Source organism: Pseudomonas hormoni (assembly GCF_018502625.1).
Lineage (GTDB): Bacteria > Pseudomonadota > Gammaproteobacteria > Pseudomonadales > Pseudomonadaceae > Aquipseudomonas > Aquipseudomonas hormoni.
The window spans coordinates 964,172-987,745 of record NZ_CP075566.1; the positions used below are offsets into that span (position 1 = coordinate 964,172).

Annotated in this window: 18 protein-coding genes; 12 read left to right on the forward strand and 6 right to left on the reverse strand. The window is 60.2% G+C overall.

What is annotated here, in order from left to right:
* Positions 1-65: 65 nt before the first annotated feature.
* From rluB to arfB, 3 genes are all read left to right on the forward strand, one after another.
* A complete protein-coding gene (gene rluB, locus KJF94_RS04455) occupies positions 66-1,352 on the forward strand; it encodes a 23S rRNA pseudouridine(2605) synthase RluB (RefSeq protein WP_214381465.1) in 1,287 nt (428 codons plus the stop codon).
* Positions 1,353-2,223: 871 nt separating this feature from the next.
* The gene (locus KJF94_RS04460; RefSeq protein WP_214381466.1) at positions 2,224-3,639 is read left to right on the forward strand and encodes an amino acid permease; all 1,416 of its coding nucleotides are present in this window, start codon (positions 2,224-2,226) and stop codon (positions 3,637-3,639) included.
* Positions 3,640-3,854: 215 nt separating this feature from the next.
* On the forward strand, positions 3,855-4,268 hold the full coding sequence (gene arfB, locus KJF94_RS04465) for an alternative ribosome rescue aminoacyl-tRNA hydrolase ArfB (RefSeq protein WP_214381467.1): 414 nt from the start codon (positions 3,855-3,857) through the stop codon (positions 4,266-4,268).
* Here arfB and KJF94_RS04470 read toward each other — a convergent pair.
* From KJF94_RS04470 to phhA, 6 genes are all read right to left on the reverse strand, one after another.
* Positions 4,265-5,479, reverse strand: coding sequence for an MFS transporter (locus KJF94_RS04470; protein WP_214381468.1), 1,215 nt, complete (start codon positions 5,477-5,479; stop codon positions 4,265-4,267). The two genes, arfB and KJF94_RS04470, sit on opposite strands and share 4 nt — an antisense overlap.
* A 104-nt stretch (positions 5,480-5,583) precedes the next feature.
* A complete protein-coding gene (locus KJF94_RS04475; RefSeq protein WP_214381469.1) occupies positions 5,584-5,766 on the reverse strand; it encodes a hypothetical protein in 183 nt (60 codons plus the stop codon).
* Between the two features lie 77 nt (positions 5,767-5,843).
* Entirely contained in the window at positions 5,844-5,975 is a 132-nt protein-coding gene (locus KJF94_RS30350) for a hypothetical protein (RefSeq protein WP_017337149.1), read from the reverse strand.
* 315 nt (positions 5,976-6,290) lie between these two features.
* Entirely contained in the window at positions 6,291-7,484 is a 1,194-nt protein-coding gene (locus KJF94_RS04480) for an amino acid aminotransferase (protein WP_375379862.1), read from the reverse strand.
* Positions 7,484-7,840 (reverse strand): 4a-hydroxytetrahydrobiopterin dehydratase, encoded by a 357-nt coding sequence (locus KJF94_RS04485; protein WP_017337151.1) that lies wholly within the window; start codon positions 7,838-7,840, stop codon positions 7,484-7,486. The genes KJF94_RS04480 and KJF94_RS04485 overlap by 1 nt, the downstream gene beginning before the upstream one ends.
* A 104-nt stretch (positions 7,841-7,944) precedes the next feature.
* Positions 7,945-8,736, reverse strand: a complete 792-nt coding sequence (gene phhA, locus KJF94_RS04490; protein ID WP_214381470.1) for a phenylalanine 4-monooxygenase — start codon at positions 8,734-8,736, stop codon at positions 7,945-7,947.
* A 371-nt stretch (positions 8,737-9,107) separates the two neighbouring features.
* Between phhA and KJF94_RS04495 the strand changes: the two genes are divergently transcribed.
* From KJF94_RS04495 to KJF94_RS04535, 9 genes are all read left to right on the forward strand, one after another.
* The gene (locus tag KJF94_RS04495; RefSeq protein WP_214381471.1) at positions 9,108-10,667 is read left to right on the forward strand and encodes a sigma-54-dependent transcriptional regulator; all 1,560 of its coding nucleotides are present in this window, start codon (positions 9,108-9,110) and stop codon (positions 10,665-10,667) included.
* Between the two features lie 355 nt (positions 10,668-11,022).
* A complete protein-coding gene (locus KJF94_RS04500) occupies positions 11,023-11,763 on the forward strand; it encodes a flagellar basal body rod protein FlgF (protein WP_214381472.1) in 741 nt (246 codons plus the stop codon).
* A 45-nt stretch (positions 11,764-11,808) separates the two neighbouring features.
* Entirely contained in the window at positions 11,809-12,594 is a 786-nt protein-coding gene (gene flgG, locus KJF94_RS04505; RefSeq protein ID WP_214381474.1) for a flagellar basal-body rod protein FlgG, read from the forward strand.
* A gap of 52 nt (positions 12,595-12,646) precedes the next feature.
* Positions 12,647-13,342: a flagellar basal body L-ring protein FlgH gene (gene flgH, locus KJF94_RS04510; RefSeq protein WP_214381476.1), complete on the forward strand. Its 696-nt coding sequence runs from the start codon at positions 12,647-12,649 to the stop codon at positions 13,340-13,342.
* Positions 13,343-13,384: 42 nt separating this feature from the next.
* Positions 13,385-14,458, forward strand: coding sequence for a flagellar basal body P-ring protein FlgI (locus KJF94_RS04515; RefSeq protein WP_214384720.1), 1,074 nt, complete (start codon positions 13,385-13,387; stop codon positions 14,456-14,458).
* 11 nt (positions 14,459-14,469) lie between these two features.
* A complete protein-coding gene (gene flgJ, locus KJF94_RS04520) occupies positions 14,470-15,759 on the forward strand; it encodes a flagellar assembly peptidoglycan hydrolase FlgJ (RefSeq protein ID WP_214381478.1) in 1,290 nt (429 codons plus the stop codon).
* 23 nt (positions 15,760-15,782) lie between these two features.
* Positions 15,783-17,849 carry a flagellar hook-associated protein FlgK gene (flgK, locus tag KJF94_RS04525; RefSeq protein ID WP_214381480.1) on the forward strand — a complete coding sequence of 689 codons (2,067 nt, stop codon included), beginning with the start codon at positions 15,783-15,785 and terminating at the stop codon, positions 17,847-17,849.
* Positions 17,850-17,862: 13 nt separating this feature from the next.
* Positions 17,863-19,461, forward strand: coding sequence for a flagellar hook-associated protein 3 (locus KJF94_RS04530; protein WP_214381482.1), 1,599 nt, complete (start codon positions 17,863-17,865; stop codon positions 19,459-19,461).
* Between the two features lie 124 nt (positions 19,462-19,585).
* A complete protein-coding gene (locus KJF94_RS04535; protein WP_214381484.1) occupies positions 19,586-23,164 on the forward strand; it encodes a glycosyltransferase in 3,579 nt (1,192 codons plus the stop codon).
* Positions 23,165-23,574 lie beyond the last annotated feature (410 nt).

Consider the following 23,574-nt stretch of genomic DNA (forward strand, 5'->3'; position numbering starts at 1 on the left):
GCTTTCAACTCTTCAGGACCCTCACTTCAGAGCAGCCTGAACAGAACACACCGGGAGGTGCCCAGATGAGTATCAACGACCAGAAAGACGACCAGGAAATCGGCCCAGCAGGCGAAAAACTGCAGAAAGTCCTCGCCCGTATCGGCGTCGGCTCGCGCCGTGACGTAGAAGCCTGGATCAGCCACGGCCGCATCAAGGTCAATGGCAAAGACGCCACGCTCGGTCAGCGTGTCGACATGCATGACGCCATCACCATCGATGGCAAGGTGATCAAGCGCGAAGAAGCCGCCGAGTCGGTACGCCGCGTGATCATGTACAACAAGCCCGACGGTGAAATCTGCACACGCCTTGATCCGGAAGGCCGTCCGACCGTGTTCGACAAAATGCCGCGCCCGAAAGAAGGTCGCTGGATCAACATCGGTCGTCTGGACATCAACACCACCGGTCTGCTTATGTTCACCACCGACGGTGAGCTGGCCAACCGCCTGATGCACCCTTCCTACGAAATGGACCGTGAATACGCGGTACGTGTACGTGGCGAAGTCGATGACGAGATGATCGAACGCCTGAAAGCCGGCGTTGTCCTCGAAGACGGCCCGGCCAAGTTCACCGACATCAAGCAGGCGCCAGGTGGCGAAGGTTTCAACCACTGGTACCACTGCGTGGTGATGGAAGGTCGTAACCGTGAGGTTCGTCGTCTGTGGGAATCCCAGGGCCTGGTGGTCAGCCGTCTGAAGCGCGTGCGTTTCGGTCCGGTGTTCCTCAACTCCGACCTGCCGATGGGCCGCTGGCGCGAAATGAGCCAGTACGAAGTCGACATTCTGAGCGCTGAAGTCGGCCTGACCCCGGTGGCCATGCCGCAGATGAACGCCAAGAGCAAAGACAAGCTTGACCGGATGCAGCGTAAATCGTCGCGTCCAATGGGCAAGACCGAGCGCGTGCGTTCGTTGCGTCCTGCCATCGGTAACCAGTCCGCTGCTACACCGCGCGATACCCGTGAACCGCATATCGAAGGCGAGCGTCCAGCGCGCAAACCAGCAGCGCCACGCGCTGATGGCGAGCGCGGTCCACGCACGCCGCGTCCGGCCAACGGTCGCACTGAACGTGGCGAAGGCCGCGGTGCGCCAAGCGGTGGTCGCAGTGATCGTGGTGCCCCTGCGGGTCGTGGTGAGTCGGGGCGCGGTACGCCAGTGGCCGATCGTCCGTCCGACACCAAGCGCCCGGCCAAGCCAGCGCCGAAGAAGCGCCCGGGCATCGTTCTGGTCGACAAGGACGCGCCATCGGGCAAGCGCCGCGGTGCGCCAGCCAGTTCCGGCCAGCGTCCGGGCTTTGGTCGTCGCAAGCCTGAGTAATCGGTAAGCGGTACATGAAAAACGCCATCCCTCGGGATGGCGTTTTTTTTGCCTGGCGAAATGGGTTTCATTAGGTAGGTGGACCTGTGGCGAGGGAGCTTGCTCCCGCCGGCCGATCCGCGCCCGGGTGCAGCAGGCGCAAAACCCCACGACGTGGTGTGCCTGACGCTACCGGGTGGATGGTTTTGGGGCCGCTTCGCGACCCAAAGGGAGCAAGCTCAGGAAAAGTTTCGTTACGGCGTGTAAAGGAATGTTGACGAAATTGCGCGTTGAGTCCCTTGGATTCGCCTCTGCGGGAGAGTTGTAAGGAAAACCTGCCGCCACCCAGCCGATTGATCTCCGCACAAGTCTCTGGCGCGCTTGTTTCAGCGGCGCTGGAAGGGTGAGATGCGCGCCATACCTGTCGTGCAGGTGCATAACAAGAAGGAGGCGCAATGTACGCCGTGACTTATCTCCATCTCTTCCCGTGGGACGGTTTTTCCATCGTCCATGCCCATGACCCGCAAAGGTCTGACTCACGCTTTGCAGCCGCCCGAGACCCTCGAGGCGGACACAGGCAATCCCGGCAACCGACACGCTGATCCAGCGGGTCTGGCAGCAGGGGGTGAGCGGTGTACAATGCGCCGCGTTTTACCTGTGACCTCCTGCGCAGCTGCGCAAACCTCAAGGCTACCCGCCTTGTTCACTCCGCCACGTCACGAGCGTGTCGGGTTCGATTTCGTCACAGATAAAAACAAACAGGTGACGCATGACCGTTGTAAATACGCTGAACTCCTGGTGCCTGCGCTGGGGTTTGATCGGCGCTGCTTAAAGTTGCAACCGAGCAGCAACGTCTACTGAACATCATCAAACCTTGCGTGAGACCCTTTTCATGAGTGGACAAAACTCGCATTCAGGCGAACTGAAACGCGGCCTGAAGAATCGTCATATTCAACTGATCGCCCTCGGTGGCGCGATTGGTACCGGCCTGTTCCTCGGATCGGCAGGCGTACTGAAATCCGCTGGCCCGTCGATGATCCTCGGCTACGCCATCTGCGGCTTCATCGCCTTCATGATCATGCGCCAGCTCGGTGAAATGATCGTCGAAGAGCCCGTAGCCGGTTCCTTCAGCCACTTTGCGCACAAATACTGGGGTGGTTTCGCCGGTTTTCTGTCGGGCTGGAACTGCTGGATTCTGTACATTCTGGTGGGCATGTCGGAGCTGACTGCGGTCGGCAAATACATCCATTACTGGGCGCCGGAAATCCCGACCTGGGTCTCGGCAGCCGGATTCTTCGTGCTGATCAACCTGATCAACCTGGCCAACGTCAAAGTCTTCGGTGAGGCCGAGTTCTGGTTCGCGATCATCAAGGTCGTGGCGATCGTCGGCATGATTGCCCTGGGCAGCTACTTGCTGGTCAGCGGGCACGGCGGCCCGGAAGCGTCGGTGACCAACCTGTGGTCCCACGGCGGTTTCTTCCCGAACGGGGTCAGTGGTCTGGTGATGGCCATGGCGATCATCATGTTCAGTTTCGGCGGCCTGGAAATGCTTGGTTTCACTGCGGCTGAGGCGGACAAGCCGAAGACCGTGATCCCGAAAGCGATCAATCAGGTGATCTACCGGATCCTGATTTTCTACATCGGTGCGTTGGTCATTCTGTTGTCGCTGACGCCATGGGACAGCTTGCTGGCGACCTTGAACGCGTCGGGTGATTCCTACAGCGGCAGCCCGTTCGTGCAAGTGTTCTCGATGCTCGGCAGCAACACCGCGGCGCACATCCTCAACTTCGTGGTCCTGACCGCGGCGCTGTCGGTGTACAACAGCGGCACCTATTGCAACAGCCGCATGCTGCTGGGCATGGCCGAGCAGGGCGATGCGCCGAAAGCCCTGGCGAAGATCGACAAGCGCGGTGTGCCGGTGCGTTCGATCCTGGCGTCGGCTGCTGTGACGTTGATCGCCGTGCTGCTGAACTACCTGATCCCGCAAAATGCGCTGGAACTGTTGATGTCACTGGTGGTGGCCACCCTGGTGATCAACTGGGCGATGATCAGCTATTCGCACTTCAAGTTCCGCCAGCACATGAACAAGACCAAGCAGACGCCGCTGTTCCAGGCGCTGTGGTACCCGTACGGGAACTACATCTGCCTGGCGTTCGTGGTGTTCATCCTCGGCGTGATGCTGTTGATTCCGGGCATCCAGATCTCGGTGTATGCGATTCCGGTGTGGGTTGCGTTCATGTGGGTTTGCTACGGCATCAAGAACAAGCGCAGTGCGCAGCAGGTGTTGCAGGCGGCGAGCGCGAAGTAAGCGCAGCCTGCAGAAACAACAAACCCGGCCATGTGCCGGGTTTGTTGTGCGCGCTGCAAAACCTGTAGGAGCGAGGCTTGCCCGCGAAGAAGGCGCCGCGGTTCATCTGATAATCCGCGTTATCGTTCTTCGCGGGCAAGCCTCGCTCCTACAGGGGGCGCATTCGTTCAGTTCATTCGCGGTATCCTGAACGACCTGAACCCGGACGCTTTTCCATGCTGGTGATTTCCAACAACGTGCATCTGCCGGATGCCGAGATCGAGTTGACGGCCATTCGCGCCCAGGGCGCCGGTGGGCAGAACGTCAACAAGGTCTCCAGTGCCGTGCACCTGCGCTTCGACATTCCGGCCTCGTCCTTGCCCGAGTTCTACAAGGAACGGCTGCTGGCGTTGCGGGACAGTCGCATCACCAGCGACGGGGTGTTGATCATCAAGGCCCAGCAATACCGGACGCAGGAAGCCAATCGCGCCGATGCGCTGGAGCGGCTGACCGAGTTGATCCTCTGCGCCACCAAGGTCGAAAAGAAACGTCGTCCGACCAAACCGACCCTCGGCTCGAAAAAGCGTCGGCTCGAATCCAAGACCAAGCGCGGCAGCATCAAGGCCGGGCGTGGCAAGGTGGATTTCTAGCGAGCGTCTCTTTCTTCACGATACTTTTCATTAAGGTGTTTGGGCGCCTGCCGGTACAAGTAAACACTCAATGCCAAACCGCTCAGAGCGGCGAGGGCGGCAAACAGGAAGATCGAAGCAAAACCAAAGCCCGCCGCAATCGCACCGGCCAGTGGTCCGGTAATCCCCAGCGACAAATCGATGAACAGCGAGTAAGCCCCAACCGCTGCACCACGGCTCGACGCCGGCACCAGGTTGACCGCTTCCACGCCCAACGCCGGGAACACCAGCGAAAAACCGAAGCCACTCAGTGCCGCACCTGCCAATGCCCAGTGAGCATCTGGCGCCAACCACAACAGCAACAGCCCCAGGGTTTCCACCGACAGGCAGGCAATCGCCACGCGGAAACCGCCGAGACGGTTGATCAGGTTGCCGAACAGCAGTCGCGCGCCGATGAAGCTGGCGCCGAACAGGCTCAGGCACAGCACCGCGTTATCCCAGTGTTGCGTGGCGTAATACAGCGTGATGAAGGTTGCGATGGTGCCGAAACCGATGGAACCCAACGCCAGACCGCAACCATGCGGCAGCACCCGACCCAGCACATGCATGAACGGCAGACGTTCACCGACCACAATCGGCGCCGCGGTCTTCGGCCAGGCCAGCGCCAGGCCCAGCACAGCCAGCAAGACGATGCTGACGCCCATGCTCCACAAACCCAACCGGCTCACCAGCAACACACCCAGTGGTGCGCCGACGGCCAGCGCACCATAACTGGCGATGCCGTTCCAGGAGATGACTTTAGCCGTGTTGGCCGCGCCAACCCGGCCGATTCCCCAGCCAATCGAACCGGAACCCACCAGGCTTTCCGCACTGCCAAGCACGAGACGACCGATCAGCAGGCTGATCAGACTCAACATCGGCAGGCTTTGGGTCCAGGCCGAAACCAGCATGAACACACCGCTCAAACCGCAACCGGCAAGGCCATACATCACCGCCAGTTTGCTGCCCTTGTTATCGATGATTTTCCCGGCGTAAGGACGGCTGAGCAGAGTGGCCAGGTATTGCACGCTGATCACCAGTCCCGCGATCACCGCGCCGAAGCCGAGTTCGCTGTGGACGTAGCCCGGCAACACGGCCAGGGGAATGCCAATGTTGAGGTAGCCGATAAAGGTAAAGAGAACGATGGAAACGACTTGCAGCGTGACCGCCAGGGGGCGCTGGTTTTCAGACATGGGTAAAGGTCCACGGGAAAGCAGGATAGATAGGCTGCTTATGATAGCGGCGCGAGAGGCCGCGGGGCGGGGAAAAGTAAAACTATTTGCCGGGCGGGGGTGTTTCAGGGTTTGGCGGGAGCGACCAGTTGCGTGGTGACCAGGGCGGCCAAGGCATTTTCTTCGGTGCCAAATCGGGCGAGCAGCGCGGCTTGTTTCTCGGGGGACAGGCGATTCCAGATCTCGATCATCTTCTCGGCGGTGCCGATCAGGACACTGGCCTGGGTCTCGCTAAAATCATCGGTCATGGTGTGCAACTCAAGGGTTCAGGCGGTGTGGAAAGCGCATGTTAGCGCTTTCCACACGGTCTGGCATTGCAGGTGTTTCAGTCTTCGCTGTCGGCCTGGCGGCGTTCAGTGGCTTCTTTCGGCTCGGGCTGTTGGGCACCGGCTTGCTGCGGGGTTGTCTGCTCAGTTTCGTGCAGGCTTGGGAAGGGGAGATTAGGGATCTCGTGCATGTTTCGCGCTCCTCGCAAAGTCTGTTGATAGATCTGGTAGATCCGCGCTTTTAAAAAGCCTGGGAAGGATACAGCAGCAGAAATGACAAATAGACTTTTATATCCATTTGTTGCGACGGATGGGATTGTCTAGACAGGTGTGGATGAGATTTGCGAAACCACTGTGGCGAGGGAGCTTGCTCCCGCTCGAGCGCGCAGCGGTCGCAAAGAATGCAAACGCGTTTACCAGAAAGAACTCATTGCCTGCATGGGGCCGCTTCGCAGCCCAGCGGGAGCAAGCTCCCTCGCCACAAGGGAGCCGGCCATTGCTTCAAATTACTTGCAGACTTCGGCGATCGCCTCGGCCAGCAGATCCAGGCGCGTCGCATCAATACCCGCCACGTTCGCCCGGCCAGTACCGACCATGTAAACGCTGTGATGATCACGCAGTTGTTTAACCTGATCCGGCGTTAAGCCGGTGTAGGAAAACATCCCGCGTTGCACACCAATATGCGCAAAACGCTCGCGCAAGCCATGCGGTTCCAGCGCTTCCACCAGACCGCTGCGCAGTTGCGCGATACGCAAGCGCATGGCTTCCACTTCGTCGGCCCAAAGGCTTTTCAGCTCCGGATCGCCAAGAATCGTCGCCACCACGGCAGCGCCATGATCTGGCGGAGTCGACCACAGGTTGCGGGCGATGTTGGCCAGTTGACTGCGAATATCCACCAGTTTCTCAGCGGTTTTCGCGCAGACAATCAGCGCTCCCGTGCGGTCCCGGTAGAGGCCGAAGTTCTTTGAACAGGAACTGGTGATCAGCACTTCCGGCAGTTCAGCTGCGAACAATCGGGTCGACCACGCATCCTGTTCCAATCCATCGCCGAAGCCCTGATAGGCGAAGTCGATCAGCGGCACCAGGTCACGATCGCGCACTACGTCCAGCACGCGACGCCAGTCGTCATGGGACAGGTCGAACCCGGTCGGGTTGTGGCAGCAGGCGTGTAGCAAAACCACATCGCCCTTCGGCGCGTCATTGAGCGCCGCCAGCATCGCTTCAGCATCGAGGCGGTTATCGCTGCCGACATAAGGGTAGTGATTAACCTTGACCCCGGCCGTGGCGAAAATGGTTTCGTGAATCGGCCAGGTCGGGTTGCTCAGCCATACGCCGCGCCCCGGCAGGCATTGGGCGATGAAGTCCGCGCTCAAGCGCAACGCACCGGTGCCGCCTGGCGTCTGGGTGACGCCGGCCCGTTGTTCGGCGATCAGCGCAGAATTGGCGCCAAGCACCAACTCATTGATGACCTTGCCGAACGCCGGCTCGCCGTGGCCGCCAATGTAGGTCTTGGTGGTCTGGCGATCCACCAGGCGCTGCTCGGCGAGCTTCACGGCCTGGGGAATCGGCGTCAGGCCGAAGGCATCCTTGTAGACGCCCACGCCAAGGTCGAATTTGCGCGGGTTCGGGTCCTGCGCATAGGCCTCCATGAGGCCGAGAATCGGGTCGCCGGGTACTCGACCTATGGCGTCGAAATGCATTATTTGCGGCCCTCGGCGTCCTTGGCCACTTCGTCAGTGCGCGCGGCCATGATGAAATCGTTGCGGTGCAGGCCCTTGATGGAGTGGCTCCACCAGGTCACGGTGACTTTGCCCCATTCGGTCAGCAGGCCTGGGTGGTGACCTTCGGCCTCGGAGATTTCCCCGACCGCGTTGGTGAACGCCAGTGCGTGTTTGAAATTCTTGAACAGGAAAACTTTTTCCAGTTGCATGATGCTGTCGCGAACTTCGATGTTCCAGTCAGGGATCTGCTTGATCAGGACCGGCAGTTCTTCGTCGCTGACCTGAGGGGCATCGGCGCGGCAGGCTTCGCAATGAGCTTGGTTCAATGTGGACATGATGTGTTCCTGAAATCGAATTATTGGAAATCGGCCGTCAGTGTCACCACGCTAAACCAAAGCGTCGGTTCCTGACAGGCTCACTTGATTCTAAAAGCTACGGATCACGCGGCTTTTGGTTTGGGCGGAAATTTCGGTGCGTGCAAGCCCAGCTGCATGCCTTGCTTGACCATGCCCATGATGTCTTCGTGGGCAAGATCGAACAAACGCTTGAGGTTCGGCAGGACAAAGTACAGCGGTTGCAGAATGTCGATGCGATACGGCGTACGCATGCACTCCAGCGGATCGAACGTCTGATGCTCAGGTTCGTCCGACAGGCAGTAAACGGTTTCTTTCGGCGAGGAGAGAATGCCGCCGCCGTAAATGCGCTGGCCTTCGGGTGTGTCCACCAGGCCGAACTCGATGGTCATCCAGTACAAGCGCGCCAGGTAAACGCGTTCTTCCTTGGAAGCCTGTAGGCCTAGTTTGCCGTAGGTGTGGGTGAATTCGGCGAACCAGGGGTTGGTCAGCAGCGGACAGTGGCCAAAGATCTCGTGGAAAATGTCCGGCTCTTGCAGGTAATCCAGCTCTTCGCGGGTACGAATAAACGTCGCCACCGGAAACTGTTTGTTCGCCAGCAATTCGAAAAAGGTCTGGAAGGGAATCAGTGCGGGAACCCGGGCCACTTGCCAGCCGGTGGTTTCACCGAGGACCTTGTTGATTTCACCGAGTTGCGGAATGCGGTCGTGGGGCAGACCGAGTTTTTCGATACCGTCCAGGTATTCCTGGCACGCACGCCCTTCGATCACTTTCAGTTGGCGAGTGATCAGCGTGTTCCACACCGCATGTTCTTCGGCGGGGTAGTCGATAAAACCTTGCGCATCGGGCTCGCGAGCCACGTATTGCGTCTGCTTCATGCTGCTCTCCTGCTAGGGGATTTCGTTCTTGTTATGTCCTGCTATGGACCCAGAAATACCTCAATGATTGCGGCATTGCAGTAGGTGATCGGCGCTCCCTGTAGGAAAGAACCGCGAAAAACGTAAAGTTTTCGTTACGAATCGGTACCCGCCGCGTAGTTGCTGAGATTCTCGGGTTTGAAAAGCGCTTTGGCTGTCACATAATCTTGACGGTAATCTGAGTGCCCCATCAGAAAAATCGGGCGCTAACCCTGTGGGAGCCAGCCTGCTGGCGATAGCGGTGTGTCATTCGACATCAACATCACCTGATGCGACGCCATCGCCAGCAGGCTGGCTCCCACAGGTCAATCATCGTTTATCAGGTCTTTTATATGCGTATCAAAGTCCACTGCCAGAACCGCATCGGCATTCTGCGCGACATTCTCAACTTGCTGGTCGAGTACGGGATCAACGTCGCCCGTGGTGAAGTGGGTGGGGAGCATGGCAACGCGATCTACCTGCATTGCCCGAACCTGATCAACATTCAGTTCCAGGCACTGCGTCCGAAATTCGAATCGATTGCCGGTGTCTTTGGCGTCAAGCGAGTAGGGCTGATGCCCAGCGAGCGTCGGCACATGGAACTCAATGCCTTGCTCGGCGCCCTGGAATTTCCGGTGCTATCGATCGACATGGGCGGTTCGATCGTCGCGGCCAACCGGGCAGCGGCGCAGTTGCTCGGTGTGCGTGTCGATGAGGTGCCGGGGATTCCCTTGTCGCGTTACGCCGAGGATTTCGATTTGCCGGAGCTGGTGCGCGCCAACAAGTCGCGGATCAACGGGCTGCGGGTCAAGGTCAAGGGCGATGTGTTTCTGGCCGACATCGCGCCGCTGCAATCGGAGCATGACGACAGCGAGGCCATGGCCGGCGCGGTGCTGACGCTGCATCGTGCCGATCGGGTAGGGGAGCGCATCTACAACGTGCGCAAGCAGGAGCTGCGCGGGTTCGACAGCATCTTCCAGAGTTCGAAAGTGATGGCCGCCGTGGTGCGTGAAGCCCGGCGCATGGCGCCGCTGGATGCGCCGCTATTGATAGAAGGCGAAACCGGCACCGGCAAGGAGTTGTTGGCGCGGGCCTGTCACCTGGCCAGTCCGCGCGGGCAGTCGCCGTTGATGGCGCTCAACTGCGCAGGTCTGCCGGAGTCGATGGCCGAGACTGAACTGTTCGGCTACGGCCCCGGCGCATTCGAGGGGGCGCGGGCCGAGGGCAAGCTCGGGCTGCTGGAGCTGACGGCGGGGGGGACGCTGTTCCTCGATGGCGTCGGGGAAATGAGCCCGCGCTTGCAGGTGAAATTGCTGCGCTTCCTGCAGGACGGTTGCTTCCGTCGCGTAGGCAGTGATGAAGAGGTTTATCTGGATGTGAGAGTGATCTGCGCGACGCAGGTTGATCTGTCGGAATTGTGCGCCCGAGGCGAGTTTCGCCAGGATTTGTATCACCGCTTGAACGTGCTTTCGCTGCACATCCCGCCGCTGCGCGAATGCCTGGATGGCTTGACGCCGCTGGTGGAGCACTTCCTTGATCAGGCCAGTCGGCAAATCGGTTGCCCGCTGCCGAAACTGGCGCCGGCGGCCATGGAACGGCTCGGTCATTATCATTGGCCGGGCAATGTCCGACAGCTGGAAAACGTGCTGTTCCAGGCGGTTTCGTTGTGCGAGGGCGGGACGGTCAAGGCTGAACACATTCGCCTGCCAGACTACGGCGTGCGTCAGCCGCTTGGCGACTTCTCCCTTGAAGGCGGGCTGGATGCGATTGTCGGGCGCTTTGAAAAAGCCGTGCTGGAGCGTTTGTATTCCGAACATCCGAGCAGTCGGCAATTGGGCAAGCGGTTGGGGGTTTCGCATACCACCATTGCCAATAAGTTGCGTGAGTATGAGGTTGGCAAAGAACCCGGCTAGACCGCTTTTGTGGCGAGGGAGCTTGCTCCCGCCGGGCTGCGGAGCAGCCCCAGAATGAACGTCCGCATTACTACAGGCGGATCCCGCAGGATGGTTTTGCGGTCGCTTCGCGCCCGAGCGGGAGCAAGCTCCCTCGCCACAGGTGATGGGTTGACCTCCAAGGCTGGCTGTTGCCGCGAAGCGGCATAACACCGCCGGTTTTTCGTCTTCGACACAATCCCCCATTCCCTTCTGAACCCCTCAAGTCCTTTGTTTGCCGGGCCCCGCGCCGTCAGAAAAAAGTTGGTCTGCAAATTGCTTATGGCTCAGCAGTACAGCGGTGGGCGGCAAACGTCCGGCATGCAGAGGAAAGAGTGTGGACAAGTACCTTTATGTGGCAATGACCGGCGCCAGCCAGAATGCACTGGCGCAGAAGGCTCATGCGAACAACCTGGCGAACATCTCCACCAACGGTTTCCAGAAAGACCTGGAGCAGGCGCGTTCGATGCCGGTGTTCGGTGACAGCTTTCCGGCGCGTGCTTTTGCCATGTCTGAACGTCCGGCCACCGACTTCTCTTCGGGCTCTCTGGTGGAAACCGGTCGCGACCTCGACGTCGCGGTGCAGGGCAATGGCTGGATCGCCGTGCAGAACCCGGACGGTGGCGAAAGCTACGTGCGCACCGGCAGCCTGAACGTTGACGCCCTGGGCGTATTGCGCGCCGGCAACGGTATGCCGGTGTTGGGCAATGGCGGGCCGATCTCCGTGCCGCCCGAGCAGCAGATCGAAGTCGGCGAAGACGGCACCGTCAGCATCCGTGCGATGGGCGAAGGTCCTCGCGTGATGGCGGAAGTCGACCGCATCAAGCTGGTCAACCCGGATTTCAAGAACATGACCAAGGGCCTGGACGGTTCGATCCACACCAAGGACGGCCAGCCGGCGCAAGCCGATGCCAACGTCAAACTGGTGTCCGGGTTCCTTGAGTCGAGCAACGTCAATGCCGTGGAAGAGATGACTTCTGTACTGGCCCTGGCCAAGCAGTTCGAATTGCACATCAAGATGATGAACACCGCCAAAGACGACGACCAGGCCATGGCTCGGGTCTTGCAGATCAGCTAATTATCAGAACGTCGCGCCGTAAAACAGGCGCACGAGGAGAATCGAATGCTTCCGGCTCTATGGGTTGCCAAAACAGGTCTGTCCGCCCAGGACACCAACCTGACCACCATTTCCAACAACCTGGCCAACGTGTCGACCACGGGTTTCAAACGTGACCGTGCCGAGTTCCAGGACTTGCTGTACCAGATCAAACGCCAGCCGGGCGCCCAGTCGACCCAGGACAGCGAACTGCCGTCGGGCCTGCAAATTGGTACCGGTGTGCGAATCGTCGGCACCCAGAAAAACTTCAACGCCGGTAGCCTGCAAACCACCGAGCAGCCGCTGGACATGGCCATCGACGGTCGCGGTTTCTTCCAGATCCTGCAACCGGACGGCACCACGTCCTACACCCGTGACGGCACGTTCCACCTCGATTCCAACGGCCAGATCGTCAACGCCAGCGGCTTCGCCCTCGAGCCGGCCATTGTTATCCCGAACGACGCGCAGACCTTCACGGTCGGTCGCGACGGCACCGTGTCCATCACCATTGCCGGCAACCCGGCGTCCCAGGTGATCGGCAACCTGCAAACCGCCGACTTCATCAACCCGGCCGGCCTGCAAGCGGTGGGTAACAACCTGTTCCTGGAAACCGCCGCCAGCGGTGCGCCGCAAGTCGGTACGCCAGGCTTGGCCGGTTTTGGCACCACGCTGCAGAACACCCTGGAAACGTCCAACGTCAGCACGGTAGAAGAGATGGTCAACATGATCACCACTCAGCGCGCCTACGAGATGAACTCCAAGGTGATCTCCACCGCCGACCAGATGCTCTCGTTCGTAACGCAGAATCTGTAATCAAGTCTATGAGGCGGCCATAAGGTCGCCTGCAACACCGTGAGGTAGGGTCATGAATCGCTTTGTATCTGTTCTGGCACTGAGTGGGGTCGCCGCGCTGGCGGGGTGCGTCGGTCCGACGCCCAAGCCCAATGACCCTTACTACGCCCCGGTGTTGCCGCGTACGCCGTTGCCGGCTGCCGCGAATAACGGCTCGATCTACCAGGCCGGTTTCGAACAGAACCTGTACAGCGACCGCAAGGCGTTCCGGGTCGGTGACATCATCACCATCACCCTGAACGAGAAGACCCAGGCCAGCAAGAACGCCAACTCGCAAATCGGCAAGAACAGCAAGGCCAGCATCGGTTTGTCCTCGCTGTTCGGCACGATACCCAACACGAATAACCCGCTCAGCGATGGTGATCTGACGCTGGACGCCGGCTACAGCGGTGACCGCGCCACCAAGGGCGACAGCAAGGCCGGGCAGGGCAACAGCCTGACCGGTTCGATCACCGTGACCGTCGCCGACGTGTTGCCCAACGGCATCATCGCCGTGCGCGGCGAGAAGTGGATGACCCTCAATACCGGTGATGAACTGGTACGGATCGCCGGCCTGGTCCGGGCCGACGACATCGCCACCGACAACACGGTGTCGTCGACCCGCATTGCCGATGCACGCATCACCTACTCGGGCACCGGTTCGTTTGCCGATGCGAGTCAGCCAGGCTGGTTCGACCGTTTCTTCCTCAGCCCGCTGTTCCCTTTCTAGGTGGCTACGTTGAATTTCAGAAGTCTCATCGTTGCGGCCCTGATGTTGTCGGCAGCCTTCAACGCTCAAGCCGAGCGGCTGAAGGACATTGCCAGTATTTCCGGCGTGCGTTCCAACCAATTGATCGGTTACGGCCTGGTGGTCGGGCTTAACGGCACCGGTGACCAGACGACGCAAACCCCGTTCACCCTGCAGACCTTCAACAACATGCTCTCGCAGTTCGGCATCAAGGTGCCGGCCGGTTCAGGCAACGTGCAGCTGAAGAACGTCGCGGCGGTATCGATCAGTGCCGACTTGCCGGCGTTCGCCAAGCCGGGTCAGCAGGTGGACATCACCGTGGCGTCCATCGGTAACTCCAAGAGCCTGCGGGGCGGCACCTTGCTGTTGACGCCGCTCAAGGGCATCGATGGCAACGTGTACGCGGTCGCCCAGGGTAACCTGGTGGTCGGCGGTTTTGACGCCGAAGGTCGCGACGGTTCGAAGATCACCGTCAACGTTCCGTCGGCCGGTCGCATCCCCGGTGGTGCATCGGTGGAGCGTTCGGTGCCGAGCGGTTTCAACCAAGGCAACAGCCTGACCCTGAACCTCAACCGTTCCGACTTCACCACCGCCAAGCGCATCGTCGACAAGATCAACGACATGCTCGGCCCTGGCGTCGCACAGGCCATCGACGGCGGTTCGATTCGCGTCACCGCGCCACTGGATCCGAGCCAGCGGGTCGACTACCTGTCGATCCTCGAAAACCTCGAAGTCGATCCAGGCCAGGCGGTGGCGAAAGTCATCATCAACTCGCGTACCGGCACCATCGTTATCGGCCAGAACGTCAAGGTTTCCCCGGCCGCCGTGACCCACGGCAGCCTGACCGTGACCATCACCGAAGACCCGATCGTCAGCCAGCCCGGCCCTCTGTCCAATGGTCAGACAGCCGTCGTGCCGCGCTCGCGGGTCAATGCGCAACAGGAAGCCAAGCCGATGTTCAAGTTCGGTCCGGGCACCACCCTCGACGAGATCGTGCGTGCGGTGAACCAGGTCGGCGCGGCACCGGGTGACTTGATGGCCATCCTCGAAGCACTGAAGCAGGCCGGCGCGTTGCAAGCCGATCTGATCGTGATCTGAGGACGGCGACCATGGATATGCGCAAGGGCGGTTTGGGTGTCAGTAGCAACGATTCGGGCTCCTATTCGGACCTGAATCGGCTGAACCAGCTCAAGGTCGGTGACAAGAACAGCGACGGGAACATGCGCAAAGTGGCGCAGGAGTTCGAGTCGCTTTTCCTCGGTGAAATGCTCAAGTCCATGCGCAAGGCTACCGACACCCTGGGTGAGGACAATCCACTCAACACCCCGGCGGCCAAGCAGTACCAGGAAATGTACGACCAGCAACTGGCCGTTTCCATGTCCCGCCAAGGTGGTGGTATTGGCCTGGCGGACGTGCTGATGCGTCAGATGTCGAAGAACAAACCGCTGGCGCCGGGCGAAGCAGCTGCCGCATCGGCGGCCAAGCAAGCGGCCGCGAAAGCCGCCGTGGAAACGCCAATTGCCGCCGGCACGGTCGCCGTCAACGGACCGTTGTCGCGCCTCAATGGCGAGCGTCCGTTGTGGGCATCGCGCTCGGTCCGTGCACCGCAGGCAGAAGGCGACGGTACGCACCGCAATGACATGGCGCTGATCAATCAGCGACGTCTGGCGTTGCCACCGAAACTGGCTGACCGCTTGCTGGCAGGTCTGGTGCCTTCGGCCACGACTGCGGCCACGACAGTCAACAAGACGCCATTGCCGGAGCGCACCACGCTTACCGGTTCAGGGCCGTTGTACAACGGTGATTGGCTGGCGAATGCCCAGGCAGCATCGAACGGAGGGCTGCAGATTCATGGTCGTGCCATGGCGCAAATTCCCCTGGCGCCAGCGAAGAAAGCCTTCAGCTCCGCCGATGAATTCGTCAATACCATGCTGCCGATGGCCAAGGAAGCCGCCGAGCGTATCGGGGTCGATCCGCGTTACCTCGTGGCCCAGGCGGCGCTGGAAACCGGTTGGGGCAAATCGGTCATGCGCGCACAGGATGGCAGCAGCAGCCACAACCTGTTCGGTATCAAGGCCAGCAGCAGCTGGCAGGGCAATTCGGCGCGGGCGATCACCAGCGAATTCAGGAATGGCGCGATGGTCAAGGAGACGGCCGAGTTCCGTTCCTACGACTCTTACAAGGACAGTTTCCATGACCTTGTGACTTTGTTGCAAACCAACAATCGCTATCAAGATGTCGTGAAGTCGGCCGATAACCCAGAACAGTTTGTACGCGAGTTGCAAAAGGCCGGTTACGCAACCGACCCGGACTACGCGAGCAAGATTTCGCAGATAGCCAAGCAGATGACGAGTTACCAGAACTACGCTGCGGCGGGCGTTTCCACCACGCCTTTATAGGCACAAGGATTAAGGTCTGAATCATGAGTTTGCTCAATATCGGGATGTCGGGTCTGGCCGCTGGCCAATCCTCGTTGATGACCACCGGCAACAACATTGCCAACGTCGACACCGCCGGGTACTCCCGCCAGCAAACAGTGCAGGGCACCAAGGCCTCGCAGCATTTCGGCAACGTGTACATCGGCACCGGCACGACGCTGGCCGATGTGCGTCGCGTGTACAACAGCTATCTCGATGCGCAGTTGCAGACCACCACTTCGCTCAACAGCGATTCGGCCGCCTACCTGAATCAGGTCACGCCGCTGGACAAATTGCTCTCTGACACCAGCACCGGCCTGAACGGCGCCCTGACCAAGTTTTTTGCCTCGGTGCAGAACGTCAACGCCAAGCCGGGTGATGATGCCTCCCGCCAATTGCTGCTCAGCGATGCCCAGGCCTTGAGCAACCGTTTCAACTCGGTCTCCACGCAGCTGAACCAACAGAATGCCAACATCAACGGCAACCTGACGAACATGGCAGATCAGGTCAACAAGCTGGCCGCTACTGTGGCGCAGTTGAACCAGAAGATCTCCGAGGTTTCCAGCTCCGGCGGCATGCCGAACGACCTGCTCGACGCGCGTAACGAAACCGTGCGCCAACTGTCGACCTTCACCGGTGCGCAAGTGGTGGAGCGTGAAGGCAGCCTCGACATTTACCTGGGCAGCGGTCAGCCGCTGGTCATAGGCAACACGTCCAACAAACTTGAGACGGTGCCAAGCAAAGAAGATCCGGGCCGTCTGGCGCTGCAGCTCAATCGCGGCTCGAGCACCATCGACATCACGTCGATCATGACCGGCGGTGAAATCGGCGGTCTGCTGCGTTATCGCAGCACCGTGCTGGACCCGGCCATGAACGAACTGGGGCGTGTGGCGCTGGTTGTCGCCGATCAGATGAACAGCCTTCAGGCCCAAGGCATCGACAAGAACGGTGCCTTCGGTTCGAACCTGTTCACCAACATCAATTCGGCCAAGCTGATCTCTGAACGCAGCGTCGCCGCCACCAGCAACGTGGGCGCCGGCAACTTCGATGTGAGCATCAAGGACTCTGGCAAGCTGACCATCAACGATTACAAGGTCACGTTCACCACGGCTACCGACTACACCGTTCAGCGCCTGCCGGACAACACGCCCATGGGGACCTTCAGCACGGCACCGCCGGCAACGGCACCGGTCATCGATGGCTTCGAGCTGAAGTTCAACGCGGCGGCTGCCACGGCGGGCGACACCTTCAAGATCACCCCGACCCGCGATGCGGCGGCGAACATCAAGACCGAGATGACCGACTCCAAGCGTCTGGCCATTGCGGCACCGTTGGGTGCAGCTATTGCGGCGAGCGGCAGTGGTAGCGGCACCCTGTCGATCCCGGCCAGCGGTCAACCGACCCTGACCACCAAGTTCGACATCTACGACACGGCGACCACCACCGCGATGCAGAACGGCCTGAAAAACTCCACGCCGACCAAGGTTGTGTTTGGTGCGGTGTCCGCCAGCGGCACCAGCCAGGCCTACCAGTTTCTGGATGCCAAGGGTGGGGTGATCAGCAGCGGCACCATCAAGCCAGGTGAGACCAACACCCTGAACCTGAGCATTCCGCTCACGGATGCCACGGGTGCGCCGATCCCGCCTGCGCCTGCCACTCAGTACACCGCGGCCTTCAACATGACCATCGCCGGTGCCCCGAGCAACGGCGCGGCGATCAACGTCTCGCTCACCCAGCCGGGCAGCCTGGACAACCGTAACGGCACCGCACTGGCCGGCTTGCAGACCGCGCAGACCGTGGACACCGGTTCGGCCAGCAAAGGTATTTCCCTGAACGACGCTTACGGCAAACTGGTCGAGGGCGTGGGTTCCAAGGCGGCACAGGGCAAGCTCGACAGCGCGGCGACCGACGCCATCCTGGCGAATGCCAAGGGCGCGCGCGACTCGCTCTCGGGTGTCGACCTCGATGAGGAAACCGGCAACCTGGTCAAGTATCAGCAGTACTACACCGCGTCTTCGCAGATCATCAAGGCTGCGCAGGAAACCTTCAGCACACTGATCAACAGTCTTTAAGGAGTCGTAGCCCATGCGCATTTCTACCGCCCAGTTTTACGAGTCCTCGGCTGCGAACTACCAAAAGAACTTCGCCAACGTGGTCAAGAGCAGCGAAGAGGCGAGCAGCCTGGTTCGCGTCAACACGGCCGCTGATGATCCGGTCGGCGCCTCGCGTCTGCTGCAATTGGGTCAGCAGGCCTCGATGCTCGATCAGTTCTCGAACAACATGACGACGATCAAAGCCACGCTTGGCCAGACTGAAGCGGTGATGACCAGCATCGGCAACGTGCTGCAACGCGCCAAGGAACTGGCCCTGGGTGCCGGCAACGCCGGCTATACCGATGCCGACCGCCAGGCGAACGCGTCGGAGCTGGGTCAGATTGAAGAGCAGCTGTTGAGCCTGATGAACACCAAGGACGAAAACGGCAAGTACATTTTCGCCGGCTCCAAGGGCGACACCGTTCCGTTCACGCGCAATACCGACGGCACCTACAGCTACAACGGTGATCAGGTCACGCTGGACCTGCCGATTGGCGATACCCAGTCGATGGCCACCAACAGCACCGGTTGGGCAGTTTTCCAGCAGGCGATCAACACCAGTCGCACGCAGACCGGTATGACTTCGCCTACGCCGGCCGTCGATGGCGGTCGTGTGGTGCTTTCCAATGGTCAGGTGAATTCGGACGTGACCTACAACGCCAAATTCCGTGGTGGCGAGCCCTACACTGTGAATTTCCTCAGCCCTACGCAACTGGAAATCCGGGATTCGCTGGGTAACGACGTCACGTCCGAGGCTTCTGGCAATGGCGTGTTCAGCTCCACCGGCGGTGCCGGCACACAGACGATCAATTTCCGTGGCGTTGATCTGAAGTTGAACATCAACATGAAATCGGGTGATGTTCCGGCGACTGTGTTTCCGGCGCCCCCGTCCCCCAATGCCTACAGCTTCACCCTGGCGGCCAAGCCGGACAGCTTCAACGCGTCTCGTGCGCCAGGCAACGTGTCGACGGATGTGGTTACCAACACGGCAATCACCAGCAGCGCCGCCTACCATGCCAGCTTTCCGGAAGGCGGGGCGATTCTCAAGTTCACCAGCCCTACCGCTTTCGAGTTGTATGCCGCGCCTCTGACGGCGAACAGCAAACCGGTTTCCAACGGCGTTCTGGCGGGCAACGTCGCCACCGCATCGGGTGTCGCCTTTACGCTCAGCGGGGCGCCGACGATGTCTGCCGGTGACCAGTTCTCTGTCGTCGTCAACACGCACCAGACGCAGAACGTTCTGGACACCGTCAGCCAGCTGAAAACCGCGCTGTCGACGCCGACCAACAACAATCCGCTGGCCATTCAGAAACTCAACGAAGCCGTTGGTTCGGGCGTCGGCAACCTGGCCAGTGGCATCGATCAGTTGACCTCCGGCATCAGTTCCGTGGGTGGCCGCGGTGCGTCGTTGACGACCCAGACCGAAATCAACCAGAGCCTGGTGCTGGCCAACACGCAGACCCAGGGGTCGATCCGTGATTCGGACCCGGCCACGGTGATGACCCGCCTGACTTTGCAGCAAACCATGCTGCAGGCCTCGCAATTGGCGTTCAGCAAAATCGCTCAGTTGGGGCTGTTCAACAAAGTCTGAGTCGAGACCTTCGCGCTATTGGCGCGAGGGTTGAGGCACCGAGTGCAAACCGTCTTTTTTCAGCGGTTCAGGGCTGCTCCACTCGTTCCAGAGTGAGCGCCCGCCGCTCGAGAGTTCCCCCGCCGTGAAACCAGCTCCTCTTGTCAGCATCGCCATTCCCGCCTACAACGCCCAGTACTTTCAGGCGGCGTTGCAAAGTGCTCTGAATCAGACTTATGCATCGCTTGAAGTGATTGTCTGTGACGACAGCAGCAGCGACGAAATCCACGATCTGGTCCAGGCCTGCACGGTGCCGCAAGGCTTGACCCTGCGTTATGTGCGCAATGATCGCCACTTGGGGTTCAAGGGTAATCTGATTGCCTGCGCCGAGCAGGCAACCGGGGAGTACCTCAAGTTTCTCTGCGATGACGATCAATTGCTGCCTGAGTGTATTGCCCGTCAGGTGCAGGGTTTCATCGAATATGACGATGTGAACCTGGTGATTGCCCAGCGTCAGTTTTGCGACGGCGATTACCTGCTGCTGCCCGAGCGACTGGAGAACACCAGCTTTTCCTCGGGGAATACGCTGTTCAAGGGCGAAGACTTGCTGGATGTGCTGGAAAGCACGGCGGTCAACTTTCTCAGCAATCTGAGTGGCGCCCTGATGCGCACCCATCAGGTGCTGGAGTATTTGCCTGCCTTGACCCAGATCGGTGAAGGGTTTGTCGCCCGTCTCGATTTCGCCTTGTTTGTGTGTCTGTTGCGTCGCGGCAATCTGGCGGTCATGGGGCAGATACTCAGCTTCGAGCGCTTGCACCCGGCGCGCATGAGCAATCAACTGGAGGTCGAGCAGGCCGTGGCGGTCGAGCTTGGCTGGCTGACCCAGATGCTGGCGGTGCGCAGCGGCGAGCCGGCACCTGCGCCGGGGCATGTTCGCTACATCGATCTGGCCAGCGCCGCCCTCGGTGAGCCGTACGCCTGGGAGGAAATGCCCCTGAGTCGTTCACTGGGCTTTTCCGCGACCTTGATACGTTCGCGGGTGGGTGAAAACTGTGACAGTTTCTCTGATGTGTACCAGCAATGGTTGGCCTGTCGCACCCTGAACCCGGCCCAGCAACGCCTGTTGCCTGCGCGCCTTGCCTCGTGGGCATGGCAGCCGCGGATTGTTCCGGTGGTGATTGATGCCGACGGCGACGATGCAGCGCTGGGCGTCACACTGGAGAGCATCGAGCGGCAGGTCTATGCCGCCGAAACGGTGTTGGTGCTCGGCGGTGAAAATCGTGCCAGTGCCCTTGCCGGTAACGTGATTCGTGTGACCCTGCAAGGCGACGGATTTGAGCAGCTCAATGTCCTTTTGATGCAAATGGACGGTGCGGACTGGTTCTATCTCCTGCGGGCAGGTGATCGCCTGAATGAACTGGCCTTGCTGCTTTTGGCCGAGCGCATGGTCGAGAGTGCCGGTGCGTTGTGCATTTACAGTGATGAAGGTGGTCTGCGCAACGAGTTGTCGGTGGAGCCGATCTTCAAATCCGATTTCAATCTGGACCTGTTGCGCAGTTATCCCTACATCGGGCGGACACTGGCCATTCAGCGCCAACGCTTTGTGGACGCCGGTGGATTCAACCCGGATTTCACCGAGCTCAGTCCACATGATCTGCTCTGGCGCCTCGTCGAAAGCCATGGCGCGCATGTCGTGGAGCATGTCGCTCAAGTGCTGGTCGAATCCTCGTTCGGCCTGTCGCAATGGCTCGCGTTGCCGCAAGTGATCGAGCAAAACCCCCGTGTACTGACCGCGCACCTTGACCGTATCGGTGCTGCACACGAAGTCCGGCAGGGCAGCGTGCCGCTGATCAATCGAATTGACTACCACCATGGCTTTCAACCGCTGGTGTCGATTGTCGTGGTGACCCGGGGTCGACTTGCCCCGCTTCAGCGCTGCATCGAGAGTGTGCTGGAGCATACGGCGTATGCTCACTACGAATTGTTGATCGTCGACAATGCCAGCACCTCGATCGAGGCGCGGGACTGGCTGGCCGCGATGTCGCAAATGGGCGGCGAAAAATTGCGCGTGCTGCACTGCGATTACCCCGATAACCCGGCAGCGGCGCAGAACTTCGCGGTTGCTCAGGCTCGCGGCGAATACGTGTTGCTGCTCAGCCCGGACAGCCTGATCGTCAACCGCGACTGGCTTGGCGAACTGCTGAATCACGGCTTGCGTCCGGAAGTGGGGGTTGTTGGCGGCCGAATGGTCAACCCGCAGGGGCGTATCGAAGGTTCGGCGCTGGTGCTGGGGATGCGCGGCCCTGTCGGCGTGCCTTGGCGCGGGGAAGCGGTGACCACCCCGGGTTATATGCAGCGCCAGCAAGCGGTGCAGAACCTGAGCGCGGTGAGCACCGAATGCCTGCTGATCCGCAAGCAGGTGTTCGATGATCTCCAGGGGTTTGACGAACAGGCCTTTTCCCACATGCTCAACGGTGCGGATTTCTGCCTGCGTGTCAGGCAGACGGGGTATCTGGTGGTCTGGACGCCGTATGCCGAGTCGGTCCGCGTGGCTGCCGAGACGGAGAGTGGGCCGGTGGCGTCATCGCTGGTGGCTGAGCACATGCAATTCTATCAGCGCTGGCTGCCGATCATCGCCAGAGACCCGGCGTACAACGTCAACCTGAGCCTCAATACCAATAATTTCAGTCTTGAACCGGGCTTCAAGAACGACTGGAATCCGTTTGCCCGGCACATGCTGCCGCGGGTTCTGGCGATACCGATCAACGAGAGTGCCGTGGGTCATTACCGCGTCTCCCAGCCGTTTCTCGAGTTGGAGGCTGCGGGGCAAGTGCTTGGCAACCTTTCCTTCCATACGCCATCGGACATCGAGCTGGAACGCCAGTCGCCGGACGTTATCATCCTGCAGGGTCGCTACAGTCAGGGCGCGGTGGACGAAGTGGAGCGGGTCCGGAACAGTTCCCGGGCCTTCCGGGTCTTCGAGCTTGATGACTACGTCATCGATGTGCCAAAGAAAAATGCTCACATACGCAAGGCCACCGTCGGCGTTGAACAAATCGTGCGGCGTGCGATCGGGTTGTGCGACCGGGTGGTGGTGTCGACCCAGCCACTGGCCGATGCACTCAAAGGCATGCATGACGATATTCGCGTGGTGCCGAACATGCTCGCTCCGCACCTGTGGACCGGCCTGAGCAGCCAGCGACGTACGTCCCGCAAACCGAGGGTCGGTTGGGGTGGGGGGACCAGTCATGATGGGGATCTGGCGATCATTGCCGACGTTGTTCGCCTGTTGGCGGATGAAGTTGAATGGGTGTTTTTCGGCATGTGTCCGCCGGCACTCAGGCCTTACGTACATGAATTCCATCCAGCCATGGTTCTCCAGGGCTACCCTGCCAAACTGGCCAGCCTGAACCTTGATCTGGCATTGGCGCCGTTGGAGTTCCATATCTTCAACGACTGCAAGAGCAACTTGCGCCTGCTGGAGTACGGTGCCTGCGGATACCCGGTGATCTGCACGGACACCGAGGCCTATCGCGGTTACCTGCCGTGTACCAAGGTGGTGAGCAACAGCACTGAGGAATGGCTTGAGGCCATTCGTATGCACCTGGCGGATCCGGACGCGAGTTATCGCATGGGTGATGCGCTGCGTGAGGAAGTGCTGCGGGATTACATGTTGCGGGGTAATAACGTGAATTACTGGGCTGAGGGGTGGTTGCCGAACTGATTTTTTGGGGGGGTATTGCGATCGGGGGCATATCCGTTACAGCGGTCACGGCGGCTATTGGTTCCGCCCTTACGGCGGGTTACTTGGAATAGCGCCAAGTAACCAAGCGCCCAGCGCCCCTGACGTACGGTGGCTCGCTTAGGCTCGCCATGCCCTCGCTCCGGTCCTGCTCCGAGGGCCCGCCGCCATCGGCCATCCATGGCCGGGGGCGGCTAACCCGGCATCCCTGCCGGGTTGCCCACTGCGCAGAACCTCCGCTCGGCCTTCCGACGGGGCAGATCAAGATCAAAAACCAAAGCGAGGCGGCCTGATAGCCGACCTGAAGTCCGTCAGAATCATTGGGGTGAACACCCATGTCATGCCCGCCAACAATCCCCTGTAGGAGCGAGCTTGCTCGCGAAAAACGTCCA